This is a genomic window from Nocardiopsis alba DSM 43377, from assembly GCF_000341225.1.
In the GTDB taxonomy this organism is placed as follows: domain Bacteria; phylum Actinomycetota; class Actinomycetes; order Streptosporangiales; family Streptosporangiaceae; genus Nocardiopsis; species Nocardiopsis alba.
This window is the reverse complement of the sequence record NZ_ANAC01000023.1, coordinates 105739-124039: the sequence shown is the minus strand read 5'-3', so window position 1 is coordinate 124039 and position 18301 is coordinate 105739. Positions and strand designations below refer to the sequence as shown.

Below are 18301 nucleotides of genomic sequence, written 5' to 3'. Positions count from 1 at the left end.
GGAGGTCATCCCGTCGCCAGGGGAACGGAACCCTCCGGTCGACCTCGCGGCCGCCGTCGAGGCTCGGGGGGCGCCGGGCTCGCGCCGAGCACCTCCTGATGAAGGGTCTGTAGTTCAAGCGAAGGCTCCAGGCCGAGTTCCTCCGAGAGGGCCAGTCGCAGCCGCCGGTAGGCCGTCGACGCCTCGTCCCGACGCCCGGCCCGATGCAACGCGTGGATGAGCCGGCCATGGAACCACTCGTTCAGCGGATACTCCATCGCCAGAGAGCGCAGCTCTCCGATCGACTCCCGTTCACGCCCCAGGAGGAGCTCGGCGCGGATGCGCAGTTCCTGCGCGTGCAGCCGTTGTTCCTCCAGACGGACGGCGTGGGGTTCGATCAGCGGTCCGCGGGAGACGTGGGCCAGGCAGGGGCCGGACCACAGATCCAGCGCCTCACCGAGGCGCTTCGAGGCCGCGTCGGTGTGCCCCTCCTCGAGGAGGCGTCTCCCCTCGCCGAGCAGCCGTTGGAAAACCAGCGCGTCCACCTGTTCGGGAGAGACCCGCAGCAGATATCCGGAGGAGCGGGTGAGCAGGTACTCGGGTTCCTCCGTGGCCGTGTCCACCTCTTCGATGGCCTTGCGCAGCTGACACACGTAGGTCTGCACGGTCGTCACCGCGCTCTTCGGCGGGTGATCCCCCCAGAGCTCCCTGACCAGGACACTCATGGGTAAGGGATGGTTGGCTCTCAGAAGCAACAGGGCCAGGACCTGGAGGACCTTCGGAGCCTTGGGGGTGCACTCCCGATCGTCCTTCAGAATCTCCAACGCGCCCAGAATCGTAAAGTTCACCGACTCTTCTCTCTTTCGGACGAACGCTCCGGGAAAAAGGGGACGGGAGCCCCATAGGGACGCCCTCCCCTCTCCATCGACCCTTTCAGGTCACTGCCAACCGGCGCCGCACTCCTCGCAGGAATAACCCTCTCCGGCCAGGACCCCGGTGGAATTCCGCTCGACGATCGGTCCACCGTCCACGAGAACACAGGCGGCGGTGATACCGACGACACAGAAGAAGTTCGTGATCTTGCCCATGAAGGTCTCTTCCCTTTTTCGTGAGCCGAGGAGTCCACGGCATCGAAGATGATTCTGCGACTTCTGGGGTTCATCGCGCGGCTTCGGATCCGGTGAGGGCGCTCTCCGAACCGCCGATCTGATTTCCATCATCGACGTTCACGAGTCGACTGTCAGCACGATCGACTGGCCTACTCCTGCAATGGCACCAAGCTGCCATGTGAGGACCATGCCCCACCTGCCCGAAGGCCCGAGGACACGAGAGGACCCGCCTCGGAGGAGGCCGCCCGGCTCCAGGGGACACCCGGGCGAACACCTTCGGGACACCGGAGACGGGGAGGGACACCATCCACGTCCTCCCAGTTCAGAAGGGTCTTGTCCCCCTGAGGATCCACTTTCTCCCCTCTCTCACCATCCGTCTCCTCGGTGATGGAGAGCCCCTCCGGCGCCCCCGGGGACGGCGGCGCCCGGCCCCATGCGGGCACGCGCCGACCCCGCCCGCGCCGCGCTCGAGAATCACTGGAGCCCTCGTCCAGAATCGGTCGAAGAACGACCTTGGAAAACGAGAATCCCCTTGTCCGAGGTTCGCACCTCCCCTTTTTCCCGTTCCACACCGAGGGAATTTTCAGAAACGGTATTGCCAAGCCGTGACGACGTTACCTATGTTCTGCTCTGGCAGTCGAACGTTCTTCGGCATCTCCGCTCCGCCCAGGGGGAGACATCTCTCCCGTATCGGCCTGGAAAACCTCCCGTTCGACGTATGAGCCCATGCAGGAACATCCACCGTTCTCATGACCGAGGAGGCGATGACCATGGCCACTCCCACCCTTTGGGAATCGATTCGAGAACATGCCCGCCGACGACCGGAGGCAGTGGCGCTGAGGTTCGCCGAAGGAGAGATGACCTACCGGCGACTGGTCACGGCGGTGAACACCGCCGCCCCCGAGGTCCCTCCCCACGGCGTCCAGGTCGTACGGGCCGGCCGTGACGGACGGGCCGTGATCGAGACCCTCATCGCTCAGAGGTTCCGCCGTCCCGCCCTCCTCGTTCCGCACGACGCGGGCGCCGAATACGTCTCCCGGATCGACCGGGACCTGGCCGCCTTCGCCGACGCCCCCGGCGCGTGGCGGAACGTGTACGGCCTGTGGACCACCACCTCCGGTTCGACCGGCAGCCCCAAGATCGTCGCCCACGATCCCGAGGGCGTCGACCGCTTCGTCCGTTGGGCCCGCGATCACTTCGACCTGGGACCCGACACGGTCTCCCTGAGCCTCTCCCCGATCAACTTCGACATCGCCACCCTGGACGTGTGGGCGGTCCTGGCCGCCGGCGGCCAGGTCGTCTTCGCCCCTCAGGAGGACCTCACCAACGGTCCGGCTCTGGCCGCGATGGCCCGCACGTACGACGTCGACCTCCTTCAGGCCGTACCGGTCGTCCTCACCCTCATCGCCCGTGCGGGCGACCCCGTGCCCCGAGTCCGCCACGTGATCTCCACCGGCGACTTCTATCCCCTGGAGACGCTGCCCGCCCTGGACGCGACCTTTCCCCGTGCCGCGCTGTGGAGCGTCTACGGCAGCACCGAGATCAACGACGGTTTCCTCCTCGACCTGCGTCGGGCCACGCCCGGAGAACTGGGCCGCCCCATCGACGGGGTCCGCCACCGCGTCGACGGTTCCGATGGCGGCGAACTGCTCGTGTCCACCCCCTTCCAGGCGTTGGGATACGTCAACGCTCCGAACGACGTGTGGCGGACCTTCGAAGGTCGACGCGAGTTCCGTACGGGCGACCTGGTCACCGTCGACGCCGACGGCACTCTGCGCCTGACCGGACGGAGCGACCGTCAGGTCAAGGTCCGCGGTGTCCGCCTGTCCCTCGACGCGATCGAGACGGTGCTGCGTCGACAGGACGGCGTGGTCGACGCCGTGGTGACGGCCCACGCCAAGGGGTCCGGCGACCGGGAGCTCATCGCGGCCGTGCTCGTCGACCCGGGCGCCTCCGTGTCCAACCTCGCCCTGCGTTCGGCCGTCTCCTCGGCCCTGACCCCCACGGCCGTACCCGGACGGACCTTCCTGACCACGGAACCCTTTCCGGTGACCGGGACGGGAAAGACCGACCGGAACGGCACCATCAACAGATTCCTCGAAAGGCGAACGCCATGACCGACGATATCCGAGACCGTATTCGGGAACGCATCGTGACCGTCCACGCGCCGGACCTGGCCGGGGAGAACATCCCTCGCGACTACGACCTTCTCACCAGCGGCGTCATCGACAGCCTCTCCCTTCTGGCACTCGTGGAGTGGATCCAGTCCTCCTTCGACGTGCCCGTCACCGACGTGGAGATCTCCCCCTCGAATTTCCGCACCATCGACGCGATCGCGGATTTCATCGAAACCAATACCGGACAGCGGATCTGACCCGTCCCGAGAATTCATTTCAACAGATCGAGAAAGAGAAGAAGACATGTTCAAGCGTTCCAGAGAGAAGACCGAGACCATCGACTGGGGCAACGGCACCAGCGAACGGCTGTTGGTGGAGGAGGACGGCCTGGGGTTCACCGTCGCCCACACCGTGGTGCGCGCGGGGACCGTCTCCCGACTCCGATACGCGAACCACCTGGAAGCGTGTTACTGCATCGGGGGGAGCGGGTTCGTCGAGAGCAAGGACGGCGGTACCCGCATCGACCTCTCCCCCGGCGTCCTCTACGCCCTGGATCAGCACGACCCGCACCTGCTGATCGCCGGCGCCCACGAGGATCTGGAGCTCGTCAGCGTGTTCAACCCGCCGCTCCGCGGCGACGAGCGGCACGACCTCACGTCACCCGACTTCTCCTCCTACTGACCGGACGTGCCCGACATGGTGATCACCACAGCGGCACCGCCGCGAGACGAGGGCATCGCTCTCACCCGCCTACGCGAGCGCATCGAACGGGTCGCCCCCACCATCAACCGAGGTCATCTCGAACGGGACCGGCGGGCGGTCTTCTCCCGAGAGGTCTGGGAGGAGCTTGCGGGCACGGGCCTGTTCGGTTCCTTCCTCCCCGAGGAGGTCGGAGGTCAGGCCTGTTCCCTGACCGACCTCATGCACGTGGTCGAGCACCTCGGCTACACGGTCCGTGACGCGGGGCTGAACTTCAGCGCAGCCACGCACCTGGCCAGTACCGGGTTCGCGCTCAACGGGTTCGCGAGCCCCGAACTCCGCCGTCGCCACCTGCCGACGATCGCCACCGGAGCGGCCATCGGCTGCCACGCCATCACCGAGCCCGAAGCGGGGTCGGACGTGCTGGCCATGGCGACCACCGGCCGGACGGACGGCGACCACATCGAACTGAACGGGCTGAAGACCTACGTCACCAACGGCCCGGTCGCGGACCTGGCGGTCGTCTACGTTCGCACCTCCGACACCCCCGGCCCGCTCGGTCTGAGCGCGGTACTCGTCCCCCGAGGCACGCCCGGCGCGGACTTCGGTCCGGCGTTGGACAAGTCGACCCTGCGCACCTCCCCCTTCGGGCGGCTGCGTCTGACGGAATGCCGTGTCCCCCGGGCCAACGTCATCGGCGCGGCGGGGACCGGATTCCTGATCCTCGACCGAGTGATGACCTGGGAGATCCTGATCGCCTTCGTCATCAACGTGGGCGAGATGCGCCATCGTCTGGACCGGGTCGTGAAGCGGGTGGAGACCCGGCGCCAGTTCGGCCGACCGCTCGCCGAGTTCCAGAGCGTGCGCGACACCGTCGTGGAGATGCACATGGCGACCCAGAACGCCCGGCGGGCCCTGCACGCCGCCGGGGAGGCGGTCGCCGCCGGGCACAGGGCCACCGCGGAGACGGCGATGGCCAAGATCCTCACGAGCGAGGCCAATATCCGTACCGCTCAGGCCGCCGTCGAGCTGTTCGGCGGCGAGGGCGTGCTCACCGACACCGGCATGGAGATCGGGGTCCGTGACGCCCTCGGCGGACCCATCTATTCCGGATCCAACGCCGTGCAACGGCAGAAGATCGCCAAGGCTCTGGGCCTGTGACCGAAGGACAGACGTGACCGAGACCCGAACACCGACGGAACCGACCTACTTCCTCGACCACCAGAGCCCCGAAGTGCGGGAGTTCGTCGACCGGGCCCTCCCGGATCGGAACGCCTCGCCCCGTGAGATGGCCGTACGGCTGCACGACGCCGTGCGCGACGGTATCCGCTACGAGGTCTACGACGCCGATCTCACCCGTGAGGGCGTCCGCGCCTCCGGCGTCCTCAAGCGCGGGCAGGGGTTCTGCGTCCACAAGTCCATCGTCTACGCCGCGGCCGCCCGCTCGGTGGGCATCCCCACCCGGCTGGTCTACGGGGACGTGCGCAACCACCTGGCCTCCGAGCGTCTCCTCGAGCTCATGGGCGGCGACCTCTTCACCTTCCACGCCCTGGTGTCGGTGCGGATCGACGGCGCCTGGATCCGCGCGACCCCCGTCTTCAACACCCTGCTGTGCCGTCTCTACGGGATCCGGCCGTTGGAGTTCGACGGTCGCGACGACAGCTACTACCACCCCTTCGACGAACAGGGGCGTCGCCACATGGAGTTCGTCCGGTGGCGCGGCGAGTACGACGACTTCCCCTACGACACCGTGGTCGGCGGTATCGCCGCCAACCATCCGAAACTCGTCGGCCCGGAACTGGTGACCGCCCAAGGGTCGCTGGCCGATGACGCCCGCCGTGAGCGTGGAGAGTGAGAGGAGTGGACATGAACAGTCCCGACCGGTCGGCCGTCATCGTCTCCGACGAGGTCCGTGCCGCCGTGGAGAGCCGCGAGGCCGTCGTCGCCATGGAGACCTCCGTGGTCGCCGGAGGCACCTACCCGAACAACCTGGAGACCGCGCTGGCGGTCGACCGATGCGCTCGGGAGGAGGGGGCGGTCCCCGCCCGGGTCGCGGTGATCGACGGCGCCCTGCGTGTCGGGGTCTCGGACGAGGAACTGGAACGGCTGGCCAAGGCCTCCGACGACCAGAAGATCAGTACCCGGGACCTGGCGATGGCCCTGCACGGCGGACGCACCGGCGGAACCACGGTCTCCTCCGCTCTCATCGGCACGGTCGCCACGGGGATCAGGGTGTTCGCGGTCGCGGGCATCGGGGGCGTGCACCGAGGGGCCGAGGTCTCCTTCGACGTCTCCACGGACCTCACCGAGTTCACCCGTTCGCCCGTGGCGGTGGTCTGCGCCGGTGCCAAGTCCATGCTCGACCCCGCCCTGACCCTGGAGTACCTGGAGACCGTGGGCGTGCCCGTCATCGGATACCGGTCCGACGACTTCCCCGGCTACTACACGCGCAGCACGGGACGGCCCGTCCCCCATCGCCTCGACGATCTGGCGGAACTGGCGGGGGTCGCGCACCGGCACTGGGAGGCGGTATCCCCCTCCTCCGTGGTGGTCACCCACCCCATCGAGGAGGAATGGAGCATCGACGCCGACCTGCTCGACACGCTGGTGGAGGAGGCGCTGCGGGAGGCGCACGAGGCCGGGGCGACCGGGGCCGCGCTCACCCCGTTCGTTCTGTCGGCCATCGCCAAGGCCACGGACGGGCGCAGCGCGCGGGTCAACCGCGCGGTCCTGGAGTCCACGACCCGGCTGGCCGCCCGGCTCGCGGTCGCGGAGACCGCTGTCCGCGCCGAGGTGTCCACGAAGGCGACGGTGGGGTCGTGAAGCGCGCACGCGGTGTCCTCTTCGACCTGGACGGCACGCTGGTGGACTCGCCCTCGGTGATCATGGCCGCCTTCCACGACGCCTGCGCCCCTTACGGCGCGGTACCGCTGCCGGCCGACGCCCGAGGCCTCATCGGCAAGCCCCTCGACACGATCCTGCCCCTCCTCATCCCCCGAGGCGACGAGACGGTGTGGGAGGCGGCCAAGGCGCTCTTCCGCGAGTCCTTCGCCCGCCGCAGCCGGGCCGCCGCCTCGACCCTGGTCTTCCCCGGCGTCCGGGAGCTGTTGACGGACCTGTCCGAGGAGGGCGCCCGGATCGCGGTGGTCACCAGCAAGATCACGCGCAGCGCCCACGAACTCCTGGAGTCCACGGGGCTGGACCGCCACCCCGACCTGGTCATCGGACACGACCTGGCCGCCCGGGGAAAACCCGCCCCCGACCCGGCCCTCCTGGCCGCGGACTCCCTCGGACTCCGCCCCGAGGAGTGCGTGGTCGTGGGCGACTCCCCCGACGACGTCACCATGGCCGTCGACGCCGGCATGACGGCGATCGGGGTCGACTGGGGTGTCGCCGACGCCGAGGCCCTGTTCTCGGCGGGCGCCCTCCTCGTCGCCGGCTCCGTCCTCGAACTCGCCGGTCATCTGCACGATCCGGCCCTGCAAACCGCCACGAAAGCGACTCGATGAACACGGTCCTCAGATCCACGGCAAGTCCCCAGGCGATCGGTGCCCTCACCGTTCTCTGTCTGGCGCAGTTCCTCATCGCGCTGGACTACTCCATCATCTACGTCGCCATGCCCAGCGTCGGGCACGACCTCGGTCTCTCCTCCTCCGTCCTCCAATGGATCGTCAGCGCCTACGCCCTCCTGTTCGCCGGCCTCCTGCTGGTGGGAGGGCGCGTCTGCGACCGTGTCGGCGCCAAGCGGGTCTTCCTCGTCTCGGTCATCGCCTTCGGCGCGGCCAGCGCCCTGGGAGGCTTCGCCCAAGAGGGTATGGCGCTCCTGATCAGCCGAGGCGCGCAGGGGCTGTCGGCGGCCTTCCTCCAGCCGGCGACCATCGGCCTCATCAGCGCGACCTTCGCGGCCGGTCCGGCCCGCTCACGCGCCCTGTCCATCTGGGGCGCCATCGGCGCCTCCGGTCTCGCCGTGGGCGCCATCCTCGGTGGCGTCCTCACCGAGTTCTCCTGGCGATGGACCTTCCTCATCAACATCCCGCTGACCCTGCTGGCCGCCCTGGGCGGTCTGCTGTGGCTGACCGCCGCGTCCCGGCAGGACCGGGCGGGACGCGTGCCCCTGCCCGCCGCGATGATGGGCACCGGCGCGCTCCTCGCCCTGGTCATCGGTCTGACCCTGGTGGCGGATCCGGGTACCCCGGGCATGTACGCCGGAGTCGCCTGCCTGGTCGCCGTGGTCCTGGGCCTGGCCTTCCTCACCAACGAGGCGTGGTCCGACAACGTGATGGTGGACCGGTCCCTGCGGCGCACCCGCTCCCTCGGAGCCGGCGTGGTGGCCACCTACCTGTACATGGCCAGCGTGGGTTCGGAGTTCTACCTGGTCACACTCCTGCTCCAGAAACTGGAGGGCTTCACACCGCTCCAGGCGGGACTGGGCTTCCTCCCCCTGGCCGTCATGGTGACCTTCGGGAACATGGCCGCGGGCCGCGCGGTGGAACGCATCGGCGCGGGAACGACCATGACCGTGGGCTTCCTGATCAGCGTCGTCGGCCTGGCGTTGCTCGCCGCCATGCTCGGGTCGGGCACCTACACCACCCACCTGCTGCCCGGCCTGCTGCTGAGCGGCTTCGGACACGGGGTCATCTACACCTCCATGTTCGTCATCGGCACCCGGGACGTGCCGGACCGGCACCAGGGCACGGCCGGAGCGCTCATGACCACCTCCCAGTACCTGTCGGCCGCGGTCACGGTGGCTCTGCTGACCATCATCCTGGGCACCGACCCGACGGGCGTGGAGTTCCGCTGGGCGTTCGGTCTCACGGCCGCCTTCGCCGCCGCGGGCATGCTCATCTCCCCGCTGATCCTGCGCCGTCCGGAGAAGAGGCCCGTGGAGGAGGTCCGGGTATGAGGACGAGGCTCGGCCTCCTGGTCATCCACAACGACCCCGTCCCCGAGATGGAGATCTGGCGTTCGGTCGGGCCCGACACGAGCGTGCACACCGCGCGCTTTTGGACCCCGCGTCCCTTCGGAACCGAATTCACCGGCCTGGACGTGGAGGAGCTCCTCTCCGGCACCGGCATGGACGTCGCCGTACGCCAACTGGGCGACCTCGACGTCCACGCGCTGGGCTACTGCTTCGCCAGCAGCAGCGTGTTCGGCGGGACGGCGTTCGACACCGCCTTCGGCGCACACGTCGAGCGGCTGTCCGGTGGTGTTCCGACCGTCACCGCCGGCCAGGCGATCCGGGAGGAACTGGCCCGGAACCGGGCCGACGGGATCGCCGTGGTGGCCCCGCCCTGGTTCAGCGACGGCACGTTGGAGGCCATCCGCTCCTACCTGCCGGTGCGGGTACGCCAGATCATCCGATACGAGCTGCCCGCGGAGTGGGACGGCATCGAACGCCCCGACCTCTTCGACCGGGGGGCACGCTTCGCCGTGGACCAGGACGAACTCGAACGCCAGATCCTCCAGAGGCTGGAACCGGGCATCGACACCCTGCTCGTTCCCGGTGGTGGTTTCGCCAGCCTCACCGCCGCCGAACGGTTGCGCCGGTCACGGAGACTGAACGTCATCTCCTCGAACTCGGCCCTCCTGCGCGCCATGGAGAGACGCGCCGCCTCCGTCGCCCGGGCGGCCCCGGTCCCCTGATGGACCGAGGCCCGTGGAGGTTCGAAAGGTTCGGGGCGGCGGGCCCGCTGTGACCGGGCACGAGGACGGCCCCCGGTGGCGCAGGGATGCGTCACCGGGGGCCGTCCGTTCGGGGTTCACGCCGCCGGCCGTACCGGCGCCCCGGAGATCAACCCCGTTCGAAGTCGGAGGGCCGGTGGTCGTCGGCGCCGCGGACGTGACCGACCCCCTTCGCCGGCACCGGCTCGGGGGTCTTCGCCGAGGTCTCGTCACCGATGGTGGAGGTGATCCAGTCCGCGTGCGCCACGGGGTCGGTGAAGACCATCGGCCCCACGCAGAGCGGATTCTCGTCGAAGTCGCCGTCACGGCTGACCACGCCGACCAGCTCCCGATCGCCCTCCTCACCACGGATCAGAGGACCACCGGAGTCGGTGATGCAGGCCTGGGCCTCATCGGTCGGATGCTCCGAACACAGATCGCTCTCGGGGTCCATCTCCGCACACCGTTCCGGGTCGACGACCTCGGTGTCCAACTGCTGGAGCATGTCCGGTTTGTCCTTCTCACCGAACTCGTCGACCATCCCCCACCCGAGGACGCGCACCGCCGAGTCGGGGACCGACGACACCTCGCCCAGGTCGATCGGGGTCTGCTCGACCGGAGAGTCCAACCTCACCAGCGCGAGATCGTTCCACAGCAGGTACTCCGAAAGCTCGTAGTCGGGATCGTCGCTCACGTCCTCCACCTCGTATTCGGGGTGCTCGACCACCTCCACGATCTCGCGCTCGCTTCCCCCCTGGGTGTGGTCGGTACTGCCCACGCGCACGGTGATCTCCTCGGGGAAGGTGCAGTGCCCCGCGGTGAGCACCCACTCCTCGTCGACCAGAGCGCCCCCGCACATGTGAGCGCCCTTGTCGTCGAACAGGGCCGCCATGAACTCGTACTCCTCGGTGGCGTCGACACCACCGATGATCGCGCTCGCCGGGGCCGCCGCCACGATCGCCCCCAAGAGGGCGCCCGCCCCCACCACCGCCGCGAAGGCCGGCCCACGACTCCGGGACGACCCGGTCCTCTTCCCGCCGCCTTCGAACATGCGCTCCTCTTCCCTGGTGGAATGTTCCTTCTTTCTCCTACGCCTTCGAAACTAGGGATCGGAGAGGCACGGGACATCGGCCGCGAGGACCAGACGACCCTCGACCAATGGAACTCCCCGCGGAAAGGGCAAGGGATCGAAAGAGGGGGTGGAGGACGTACTTATGGTGGATGCGCCCGACATCGTTCCAGGTGGGGAGGGGCGATGGGGTCCGCCCCCGTGGGGCGGGGCGTCCGGCGAGGCGAGAGGGGGAGCGTCGTTTCCCACCGGCGAGCTCCGGTGGCGGTCGAGCCGGGGAGAGAGATCAAGAGAACAGTCCATAGAAACCGAGGGTGATGGCGAGTAGCGAGAAAAGAAAAGCTCCCCTCGCGAACCAAGGAGCCGAAGCGGTCCCCACATATCGAGCCTTGTGCACCATCAAGAGCACGAGGGCGATCGCCAAGGAAACAACGGCCGGAAACGTAACGACATTCACCACGGCCCCATGATGGCCTTCGACGATCACGGAATCGGTACCCGTCGCTGGGCAGGCCGATCGAACGGACGGGGAACTCCTCGACCCTCCGAGCATGTGGAACGGGTCTTCACCATCGGACTCACGTCCGGACCACGGCCACCCGGACCTCCACGGTGGAAGGCCCGAGCCGCCGGCGCCCCAAGACGTCTGTACGGCCTCTTGGGGCACTCGGGTTCCTGAGACGCCGATCCGTCACCTGAATCGGTCGGATCGACCGGCGTCCGGAACCCGCCGCCGGGTGTCCTCAAGCCACTCCGGCGGGGACCACGCGCGTACCGGCGTACGTACACGGCCCAGTGGCCTCGACGGGTGGCGCTCTCCGGGTCGCGAACACCCTACTATTGAAAACGGTTATCATTTTCTGGCAAGCTCCACCACGAGGAGGGACCCCATGGCTCGTAACGACGTTCGCCCCATCATCAAACTCCGCTCCACTGCGGGCACCGGAACCACCTACGTGACCAGGAAGAACCGTCGCAACACCCCCGATCGCCTGGTCCTGCGCAAGTACGACCCCAAGATCCGCCGCCACGTCGAGTTCCGCGAGGAACGCTGAGCGAACGCGCCCACACCCCACGGAGAACACCATGCAGAAGAACATCCACCCCAGGTACGAGCACGTCGTCTTCCGTGACAAGGCGGCCGACTTCGCCTTTCTCACCCGCTCCACCCGAAGCAGCGACAAGACCATCGAGTGGGAGGACGGCCGCACCTACCCGGTGATCGACGTCGAGATCTCCAGCGCGAGCCACCCCTTCTACACGGGCACCTCCCGTGTGGTGGACACCGCCGGCCGGGTGGAGCGCTTCCAGCGCCGATACCGACGCGGATGACCACGGCGCCCGACCCCGCCGACACCGGAGAAGGCGTCCACGAGACCACCCCGAATCGAAAGGAATCACCGGTATGGCAGTACCCAAACGCAAGATGTCCCGATCCAACACGCGTACGCGCCGTTCCCAGTGGAAGGCCACGACACCGGAACTGATCACCGTCCACATCCGAGGTCGTGAGTACCGCGTCCCCCGCAACCTCGTGCGCGCCTACCGGCGTGGTCTTCTCCCCCCGCCGGACTAGGCACCGTTCTTCGGGCCTTCCTCCCGTACCGTCACCCGTCCCCTCAACGGTCGCGCGGACGCCGGTGAGAGGAACGATCCACACGGCACCGCCCGAATCATCAGCGGGTGCGGGGTCCTGGTCGGTGTTCGACCGACACCGACCAGGACCGCGGCCGACCGGCGGCGTCCGCGGAGTTCCGATCGGGCCACCGACGATCGGTTCGGTACGAACTCCTCTGGTTCTCGCTCCGAAGATTCAGCAGGCCTCGGCCGGCATGCTCCTTCTCCGGAAGACCCGGGGAGACCTCAGGCAAAAACATCTGAAATGCCGAAGAGAAGGGTATCCTCCTTTTCCCGACACGAGCGAACACGGCGCTCCGGACTTTCCGGTCACCTCTTCGAAGAACCGACCAGGGATCGTAGGGTACTGCCATGCTCATCAAGAGACTACAGGCCGTGGCACTTTTTCTCGGCCCGGTCACCTTCGCCGCCTCCCCGTTCTTCTGGAACGATGGACACTACGGAGTGACCGGAGGAATGCTGATCGCGCTGTCCATGGTGCCCTGGGTCTACGGGTTTCTCGGGGAATACGATCGACTTCGTGTTCATATCCCCAATATTTCGGGAATCTGGCTGATCGTTCTTCTCGCAGGAATGTTCGGAACCATCTCCTTCGGCCTCCAGGGGTTCTTCGAGGAGGCCCTGGGGGTGGTGAATCGAATAGCATTGTCCAGCTTCTCCGAATACCCCCCTCAGAGCCTCCTCGTGCTCTGGCTTCCCGGGCCGGTCTTCCCTCTCGCCCTGTTCGTTTTCGGTCTGATGATCGGATGGACCCGGACCTCGCCCCGCTGGGCGGCCGTCTTCATCTGCGTCGCGGCCATCGCCTTCCCCGCGGGCAGGGTCCTACGCGTGGATTGGATCGCCTACCTCGCCGACCTGCTTCTGGTCCTGCCGTTCTCCTACCTCGCCTGGCAGGCCTGGCGTAGCGCGGGAACCCGCTCCGAGAACCTCTAGGTCACGGGGTGCGGCGGCGGAGGGTGAGGGAGGCGAGAAGGACGGCGCCCACGGTGAAGGCGGCGACGATCAGCAGGGGGCGGTACACCTCCCAGGCCTCGTCGCCCGCGGCGACGGCGTTGACCGCGTCGATGGCGTGGCTCAGGGGCAGCCAGTCCGAGATCGCGTAGAGCACGTCGGGCATCCGGTCGCGGGGCATGAAGAGGCCGCCGAGGATGATCTGCGGGAACACCAGCACCGGCATGAACTGCACCGCCTGGAACTCGGTGCGCGCGAACGCGCTGGCCAGCAGCCCGAGCGCGGTGCCCAGCAGGGCGTCGACGACCGCGACCACGCCCAGCTGCCAGAGCGGGCCCTGGACGTCGAGGCCGCACACGTACACGGCGAAGAGCACGGTGACGAAGGCCTGGACGACGGCGGCGAGACCGAAGGCGAACGCGTAGCCGAAGATCAGGTCGAATCTACCGATCGGGGTGGACAGCAGGCGTTCGAGGGTTCCGGAGCGGCGTTCGCGCAGGGTGGTGACGCTGGTGATCAGGAACATCACCACGAACGGGAAGAGGGCGAGGATCGCCGGGCCGATGCCGTCGAACACGTCGGTGTCGGTGAAGAGCCAGGCGAAGAGGCCGACGAGCAGGCTCGGCGCAACGAGCAGCAGGACGATCGACCTGGGGTCGTGGCCGAGTTGGCGCAGGACGCGGCCGCTGGTGGCGAAGGTGCGGGTGACGTTCATCCGGCCTTCCTCTCGATCAGGGTCAGGAAGGCGCGGTCGGGGTCGGCGGCGCCGGTCTCGGAGAGCAGCCGCGCGGGTGTGGTGTCGGCGATGACGCGGCCGTCGCGCATCAGGAGCAGCCGGTCGCAGCGCAGGGCCTCGTCCATGACGTGGCTGGAGACGATGAGGGTCGCCCCTTCGGCGACCAGGGTGTGGAAGACCTCCCACAGTTCCTCGCGCAGCAGGGGGTCGAGGCCGACGGTGGGTTCGTCGAGGACGATGAGTTCGGGGCGGCCGAGGATGGCGACGGCGAGCGAGACCCGGCCGGCCTGGCCCCCGCTGAGCGTGTCGACCCGGCGTCCGGCCTGGTCGCGTAGGTTCACCTGGTCGAGGACGCGTTCGATGTCGTGTCGGGAGGCGCCGATCAGGCGGGCGAAGTAGCGCAGGTTCTGTTCGACGGTGAGGTCGGTGTAGACCGACGCGGCCTGGGTGTCGTAGGCGACACGACGGCGCAGTGTCGCGCTTCCGGCCTCCCGGTCGAGCACGGTGACGGTGCCCGAACGGATCCGTTGGGTCCCGACGATGGCGCGCATCAGGGTGGTCTTACCGCAGCCGGAGGGCCCCGTCAGGCCGGTGATCCCGCCTCGGGCGATCTCCAGGTCGATACCGTCGAAGACCGTGGTGCCGCCGCGTCGTACCCGCAGGTCGCGGACGATGACGGCGGGTGTGGGCGGATCTTGGGCATGGTGGGCACCTTGGTTCATGGCGCAGCATCATCGGTGGCGGATCCGGCCCGGTCAAGGCGCCACTCGCGGGGTTCACGGTTCGCTTACCGGTCGCGCGGACGACGGCGGGCCCCGCGATCGGACTTCGATCGCGGGGCCCGTTCTCCGGGAGGATCGAGGAGACTAGTCCTCGTCCTCCTCGTGGTGGTCGAGGTTGCTGGTGCCGCGGCGCCAGTAGCCGTCGACCTCGCAGGTCTCGTTGCGCACGAAGCCGCGCTCCTTGAGCAGGCGACGGATGGGCTTGAGGGTGCCGGCCTCCCCCGCCGCGTACACGAAGCCGTCGCCTTCGGGAAGCTCCAGGGAACGGAAGGCCTCCAACAGCAGGTCGGTGGAGCCGGGCGCGGCCCCGTTCCGGTGCAGCCAGGTGATCCGGGCGTTCTTCGGGGCCTTGAGCTCCTGTTCCTCGGCGGCGTCGGCGACCTCGAAGAACGCGTGGACCTCGGCGTCCTCGGGAAGCTCCTCGATGTAGCGGGCGGCGGCCGGCAGGGCGGTCTCGTCGACCAGGAGCACGTGGTGGTCGAACTCGCCGGTGATCCAGGCGGTGCCGCGCGGGCCGAGCACCCCGAGCCGCTGTCCGGGTTCTGCGTCGATCGCCCAGCGGCCGGCGGGCCCGTGGTCGTGGGCGACGAAGTCGATGCTCAACCGCCCGGCGTCGGTGTCCAGGGCGCGGACGGTGTAGTCGCGAAAGACCACGCCCTCGGCGCGGAAGTTGAGGCAGCGGTCGTCCTCGACGATGGGCAGGACGTGGTCGCCGTCCTCGTTGGGGAACCAGAGCTTGACGTGGTCGGCGAAGTGGTCGCTGCGCAGGCCTTCCAGGTCGGGGCCCTCCAGATGGACGCGGATCATCCTCGGGGTGACGCGCTCGACCTCGGCGACCTCCAGGACCCGTCGCTTGAGCGGGTACATCTCGAGGAGGCGTTCGTGGGTCACTTCTTCTCCTTGTCGGTTCGGGTCGTACGGTCCGCGTCGGCGACGGTCGGACCGTCGGACGCGAGGGTCTCGGGGTCCCGGAGGACCCGTGCGGTGCGCAGGCCGGCGAAGGCCACGGCCAGGGCACCGACGCTCACGATGGTGAGGGCGCCGCCGGCCATGAGGGCTCCGGCCGCGCCGATGAGGGGGGCCAGACCACCGAGGGTGAGGGCGCCGGCCGAGCCGCCCACGGTGGACTGGGCGGTCCACACCGCGTTGACGCGGCCGCGGAGCCGGTCGGGGGTGTGCGACTGGAGGAGGGCGTAGCGCAGGATCTCCTCCACGACCTGGCCGAAGCCGAGGAAGGCCAGGAACACGAAGGCGAACGGCGCCCAGGTGCTCGCGCCCAGCCCGAGGACGGCCAGGCCGCACAGGGCGACGGCGGTGAGCAGAAGCGCTCCGGTCCGGTGGGCGCGTCCGGCCCAGCCGCTGGTGAGCGAGCCGAGGAGCGCGCCGACGGCGGGGGCGGTGTAGAGCAGTCCGACCAGGCCGGGGCCGCCGCCGAGGACCTTGTCGGTGAACTCGTTGATGAGCACCTGGGGCGCGGCGAAGAGCATCTGGACCAGCCCCAGCAGCAGGAGCGGTCCGACGACGCGGTGGCCGACGGCGAAGCGTCCGCCTTCGCGCAGGGCGGTGGCGATCGACTGCCGTCGGCCGTCCTCGGGGGCGTCGAGTCGGGGCAGACGCCACACCAGGAGGGTGGTGAACAGGGAGAGCAGGGCGGTGATGACGAAGTTGGTGCCCATCCCCCACAGTGCGATGATGCCGCCGCCCAGGGCGGGGGCCAGTACGGAGCCGAGTTCGCCGTTGAGGGCGAGCAGGGCGCCGGCGGCGGGGAGTTTGTCGCGGGGGACGAAGCCGGGGGCGGCGGCCTGGAGGGCGACGGCGCTGAAGGAGCCGAAGAAGCCGTTGAAGGCGGCGGCCGCGTAGATCACCCACAGCCAGGGTTCGCCGGGGGTGAGGGTGTTGACGGCCAGCGCTCCGAAGCCGATGACGGCGGAGGCGCGGCCGATGACGATGAGGCGGCGGCGGTCACCCCGGTCGGCGAGCATGCCGGCGACGATGGTGCCGGTGAGGACGCTGACGGCGGAGGTGGTGTGCACGGTCGCCACGGCGAGGGAGGACCCGGTGAGCTGGTAGACCTGCATCGGCAGCGCCACGGCGGCGAAGCCCAGCCCGAAGATGGACACGAGTCGGGCGACGAAGACGATCCTGAACTCGCGGCTCGTGCGCAGGGGGCCGATGTCGACCATCAGCGTGGAGAGTTTCACGGGGTCCTTCACGAAGGCGGGTACGGGCGCGTGGGTGTCGGGCCCGGGGGCACGGCCGGTGGAGCCGAACGAGGGCTCCACCGTGCCGTTCCGGTGGGGTCAGGCCAGGGACTCGCGCAGGCCTCGCGGGCGCAGGTCGGTCCAGTGGGTGTTGACGTAGTCCAGGGCCTCGTCCCGGGAGGAGGGCCCGTGGACGGGGGTCCAGCCGTCGGGGACGTGAGCGAAGACGGGCCAGAGCGAGTGCTGCTCCTCCTCGTTGACCAGGACGAGGAAGGTGCCCTCGGCGTCGTCGAAGGGGTTGGTCATGGTGACTCCTTCCGTCGGGTGCGGGTCCTACAGGTCCTGGAGGACTTCCTCCAGCTGGTCCAGGACGTCGTTGGCCTGGCCCCAGGTGCGCGAGAAGCTGTAGCGCAGGGGGTGGACGCGGTCGTTCTCCGCGGCGGGCAGGCTCGCCCAGAGGTTCTGGTCGAGGAGGTCGGCGGTGAAGGCGTCCGGTTCGAGGGAGACGTCGGTCTCGTAGAGGACGACGTCGGCGTCGTCGAGTTTGTCGATGTTCTCGTACGACTGGAAGGTGGCGAAGTCGCCGCCGGCCTCCTCGATGACGGAGGTGGTCTCGGCGCCGAGTTCGTCGAGGATGTAGGCGCCCCAGGCGTTGGTGTTGACGACGGCGAACTGGTCGTCGACGCCGAAGACCACGGCGAAGGTGTGGTCCTGGAGCTGTTCGGCGTAGGTGTCGCGGAGCTCGGTGACGCGTTCCTCGTAGCGTTCGCGTTCGGCCTCGGCGCGTTCGGCGTCGCCGACGACCTCGGCGAGTTCGAGGCTCATGTCGCGCAGTTCGGGCCCGGCGCCGTCGAAGTCGAACAGGACGGTGGGCGCGATCCGCGACAGGTTCTCGAAGTGCTCCTCGTAGTCGTCGTGGCTGACCTCGCGGACGCCGCCGATGATGAGGTCGGGTTCGGCGGCGGCGACGGCCTCGATGTTGATCTCCAGGCTGGACTCCTGGACCACGTCGGCCCCTTGGAGGATCTCCAGTTCCTCGGGGGTGTAGAGGCCGGGGTTGGGGTCGATGACGCCGACGGGGTCGATGCCGGCCTCGACGAGGATCTCGTTGCCGAATTCGAGGGCGACGATCCTCTGGGGGTCGGTGGGGATCTCGACGGGTCCGTAGTCGGTCTCGACGGTGGTGGTCTCGGTGGAGGCGTCGGCGGCGTCGGAGGGGTCGTCGGCGCCGCAGGAGGTGAGGGCGAGGGTCAGGGCCAGGGCGCCGGCGGCCATGCCGGTGCTTCGGGGGCGGGTGGTCGACACTGTCACGGGTTCGCTTTCGGGGTCGTCGGGGAGGGGTGCGTGAGGTGGGGGTGG

Annotated in this window: 22 protein-coding genes; 13 read left to right on the top strand and 9 right to left on the bottom strand. The window is 68.7% G+C overall.

The window, feature by feature from the left end; translation table 11 throughout:
* Positions 1-5: 5 nt before the first annotated feature.
* The gene (locus D451_RS26810) at positions 6-827 is read right to left on the bottom strand and encodes an AfsR/SARP family transcriptional regulator (protein ID WP_152472970.1); all 822 of its coding nucleotides are present in this window, start codon (positions 825-827) and stop codon (positions 6-8) included.
* A 90-nt stretch (positions 828-917) separates the two neighbouring features.
* Positions 918-1067, bottom strand: coding sequence for a hypothetical protein (locus tag D451_RS28335; RefSeq protein WP_014911133.1), 150 nt, complete (start codon positions 1065-1067; stop codon positions 918-920).
* An 878-nt stretch (positions 1068-1945) separates the two neighbouring features.
* Here D451_RS28335 and D451_RS0122230 point away from each other — a divergent pair.
* From D451_RS0122230 to D451_RS0122190, 9 genes are read left to right on the top strand one after another with little or no spacing between them, the layout of a single operon-like run.
* On the top strand, positions 1946-3205 hold the full coding sequence (locus tag D451_RS0122230; protein ID WP_234305932.1) for an AMP-binding protein: 1260 nt from the start codon (positions 1946-1948) through the stop codon (positions 3203-3205).
* Positions 3202-3462 carry an acyl carrier protein gene (locus D451_RS0122225; RefSeq protein WP_017536028.1) on the top strand — a complete coding sequence of 87 codons (261 nt, stop codon included), beginning with the start codon at positions 3202-3204 and terminating at the stop codon, positions 3460-3462. The genes D451_RS0122230 and D451_RS0122225 overlap by 4 nt, the downstream gene beginning before the upstream one ends.
* Before the next feature lie 46 nt (positions 3463-3508).
* Complete coding sequence (locus tag D451_RS0122220) at positions 3509-3886, top strand: ectoine synthase (RefSeq protein ID WP_014911885.1); 378 nt, start codon at positions 3509-3511, stop codon at positions 3884-3886.
* Positions 3887-3901: 15 nt separating this feature from the next.
* Positions 3902-5065 (top strand): acyl-CoA dehydrogenase family protein, encoded by a 1164-nt coding sequence (locus D451_RS0122215; RefSeq protein WP_017536027.1) that lies wholly within the window; start codon positions 3902-3904, stop codon positions 5063-5065.
* A 13-nt stretch (positions 5066-5078) separates the two neighbouring features.
* On the top strand, positions 5079-5759 hold the full coding sequence (locus tag D451_RS0122210; RefSeq protein ID WP_014908965.1) for a transglutaminase-like domain-containing protein: 681 nt from the start codon (positions 5079-5081) through the stop codon (positions 5757-5759).
* An 11-nt stretch (positions 5760-5770) separates the two neighbouring features.
* The gene (locus D451_RS0122205; protein ID WP_234305933.1) at positions 5771-6727 is read left to right on the top strand and encodes a pseudouridine-5'-phosphate glycosidase; all 957 of its coding nucleotides are present in this window, start codon (positions 5771-5773) and stop codon (positions 6725-6727) included.
* Positions 6724-7413: an HAD family hydrolase gene (locus tag D451_RS0122200; protein ID WP_014909460.1), complete on the top strand. Its 690-nt coding sequence runs from the start codon at positions 6724-6726 to the stop codon at positions 7411-7413. The genes D451_RS0122205 and D451_RS0122200 overlap by 4 nt, the downstream gene beginning before the upstream one ends.
* Positions 7410-8807, top strand: coding sequence for an MFS transporter (locus tag D451_RS0122195; RefSeq protein ID WP_014909513.1), 1398 nt, complete (start codon positions 7410-7412; stop codon positions 8805-8807). The genes D451_RS0122200 and D451_RS0122195 overlap by 4 nt, the downstream gene beginning before the upstream one ends.
* A complete protein-coding gene (locus D451_RS0122190; RefSeq protein WP_014913187.1) occupies positions 8804-9547 on the top strand; it encodes an aspartate racemase/maleate isomerase family protein in 744 nt (247 codons plus the stop codon). The genes D451_RS0122195 and D451_RS0122190 overlap by 4 nt, the downstream gene beginning before the upstream one ends.
* Positions 9548-9695: 148 nt before the next feature.
* Here D451_RS0122190 and D451_RS0122185 read toward each other — a convergent pair whose 3' ends face one another.
* Entirely contained in the window at positions 9696-10616 is a 921-nt protein-coding gene (locus tag D451_RS0122185) for a S1 family peptidase (protein WP_017536025.1), read from the bottom strand.
* Between the two features lie 908 nt (positions 10617-11524).
* On the opposite strand from D451_RS0122185, the gene rpmG reads away from it, so the two are divergent.
* The 4 genes from rpmG (at position 11525) to D451_RS0122165 (ending at position 13205) form a co-directional block, all read left to right on the top strand.
* The gene (gene rpmG / locus D451_RS0122180) at positions 11525-11689 is read left to right on the top strand and encodes a 50S ribosomal protein L33 (protein ID WP_014908751.1); all 165 of its coding nucleotides are present in this window, start codon (positions 11525-11527) and stop codon (positions 11687-11689) included.
* A gap of 31 nt (positions 11690-11720) precedes the next feature.
* A complete protein-coding gene (locus D451_RS0122175) occupies positions 11721-11966 on the top strand; it encodes a type B 50S ribosomal protein L31 (protein WP_014908653.1) in 246 nt (81 codons plus the stop codon).
* Between the two features lie 73 nt (positions 11967-12039).
* Positions 12040-12210 (top strand): 50S ribosomal protein L32, encoded by a 171-nt coding sequence (gene rpmF, locus D451_RS0122170; protein WP_017536024.1) that lies wholly within the window; start codon positions 12040-12042, stop codon positions 12208-12210.
* 413 nt (positions 12211-12623) lie between these two features.
* The gene (locus D451_RS0122165) at positions 12624-13205 is read left to right on the top strand and encodes a hypothetical protein (protein ID WP_017536023.1); all 582 of its coding nucleotides are present in this window, start codon (positions 12624-12626) and stop codon (positions 13203-13205) included.
* Position 13206: 1 nt separating this feature from the next.
* Here D451_RS0122165 and D451_RS0122160 read toward each other — a convergent pair whose 3' ends face one another.
* The 6 genes from D451_RS0122160 to D451_RS0122135 form a co-directional block, all read right to left on the bottom strand.
* Positions 13207-13938, bottom strand: a complete 732-nt coding sequence (locus tag D451_RS0122160; protein WP_017536022.1) for an ABC transporter permease — start codon at positions 13936-13938, stop codon at positions 13207-13209.
* Positions 13935-14681: an ABC transporter ATP-binding protein gene (locus D451_RS0122155; protein ID WP_017536021.1), complete on the bottom strand. Its 747-nt coding sequence runs from the start codon at positions 14679-14681 to the stop codon at positions 13935-13937. The genes D451_RS0122160 and D451_RS0122155 overlap by 4 nt, the downstream gene beginning before the upstream one ends.
* 144 nt (positions 14682-14825) lie before the next feature.
* Positions 14826-15632, bottom strand: coding sequence for a siderophore-interacting protein (locus D451_RS0122150; protein WP_017536020.1), 807 nt, complete (start codon positions 15630-15632; stop codon positions 14826-14828).
* Entirely contained in the window at positions 15629-17023 is a 1395-nt protein-coding gene (entS, locus tag D451_RS0122145; protein WP_017536019.1) for an enterobactin transporter EntS, read from the bottom strand. Before entS ends, D451_RS0122150 begins: the two co-directional genes overlap by 4 nt.
* An 18-nt stretch (positions 17024-17041) precedes the next feature.
* On the bottom strand, positions 17042-17248 hold the full coding sequence (locus D451_RS0122140) for an MbtH family protein (protein ID WP_014911161.1): 207 nt from the start codon (positions 17246-17248) through the stop codon (positions 17042-17044).
* Positions 17249-17275: 27 nt separating this feature from the next.
* Positions 17276-18253 (bottom strand): ABC transporter substrate-binding protein, encoded by a 978-nt coding sequence (locus D451_RS0122135; RefSeq protein ID WP_241463367.1) that lies wholly within the window; start codon positions 18251-18253, stop codon positions 17276-17278.
* Positions 18254-18301 lie beyond the last annotated feature (48 nt).

What these genes read in the sequence shown, in the direction of transcription:
- D451_RS28335 (WP_014911133.1), bottom strand. Translation starts at nt 1,067, where the DNA reads ATGGGCAAGATCACGAACTTCTTCTGTGTCGTCGGTATCACCGCCGCC.
- D451_RS0122230 (WP_234305932.1), top strand. Translation starts at nt 1,946, where the DNA reads ATGACCTACCGGCGACTGGTCACGGCGGTGAACACCGCCGCCCCCGAG.
- D451_RS0122225 (WP_017536028.1), top strand. Translation starts at nt 3,202, where the DNA reads ATGACCGACGATATCCGAGACCGTATTCGGGAACGCATCGTGACCGTC.
- D451_RS0122220 (WP_014911885.1), top strand. Translation starts at nt 3,509, where the DNA reads ATGTTCAAGCGTTCCAGAGAGAAGACCGAGACCATCGACTGGGGCAAC.
- D451_RS0122215 (WP_017536027.1), top strand. Translation starts at nt 3,902, where the DNA reads ATGGTGATCACCACAGCGGCACCGCCGCGAGACGAGGGCATCGCTCTC.
- D451_RS0122205 (WP_234305933.1), top strand. Translation starts at nt 5,771, where the DNA reads ATGAACAGTCCCGACCGGTCGGCCGTCATCGTCTCCGACGAGGTCCGT.
- D451_RS0122195 (WP_014909513.1), top strand. Translation starts at nt 7,410, where the DNA reads ATGAACACGGTCCTCAGATCCACGGCAAGTCCCCAGGCGATCGGTGCC.
- D451_RS0122190 (WP_014913187.1), top strand. Translation starts at nt 8,804, where the DNA reads ATGAGGACGAGGCTCGGCCTCCTGGTCATCCACAACGACCCCGTCCCC.
- D451_RS0122185 (WP_017536025.1), bottom strand. Translation starts at nt 10,616, where the DNA reads ATGTTCGAAGGCGGCGGGAAGAGGACCGGGTCGTCCCGGAGTCGTGGG.
- rpmG (WP_014908751.1), top strand. Translation starts at nt 11,525, where the DNA reads ATGGCTCGTAACGACGTTCGCCCCATCATCAAACTCCGCTCCACTGCG.
- D451_RS0122175 (WP_014908653.1), top strand. Translation starts at nt 11,721, where the DNA reads ATGCAGAAGAACATCCACCCCAGGTACGAGCACGTCGTCTTCCGTGAC.
- rpmF (WP_017536024.1), top strand. Translation starts at nt 12,040, where the DNA reads ATGGCAGTACCCAAACGCAAGATGTCCCGATCCAACACGCGTACGCGC.
- D451_RS0122165 (WP_017536023.1), top strand. Translation starts at nt 12,624, where the DNA reads ATGCTCATCAAGAGACTACAGGCCGTGGCACTTTTTCTCGGCCCGGTC.
- D451_RS0122160 (WP_017536022.1), bottom strand. Translation starts at nt 13,938, where the DNA reads ATGAACGTCACCCGCACCTTCGCCACCAGCGGCCGCGTCCTGCGCCAA.
- D451_RS0122155 (WP_017536021.1), bottom strand. Translation starts at nt 14,681, where the DNA reads ATGAACCAAGGTGCCCACCATGCCCAAGATCCGCCCACACCCGCCGTC.
- D451_RS0122140 (WP_014911161.1), bottom strand. Translation starts at nt 17,248, where the DNA reads ATGACCAACCCCTTCGACGACGCCGAGGGCACCTTCCTCGTCCTGGTC.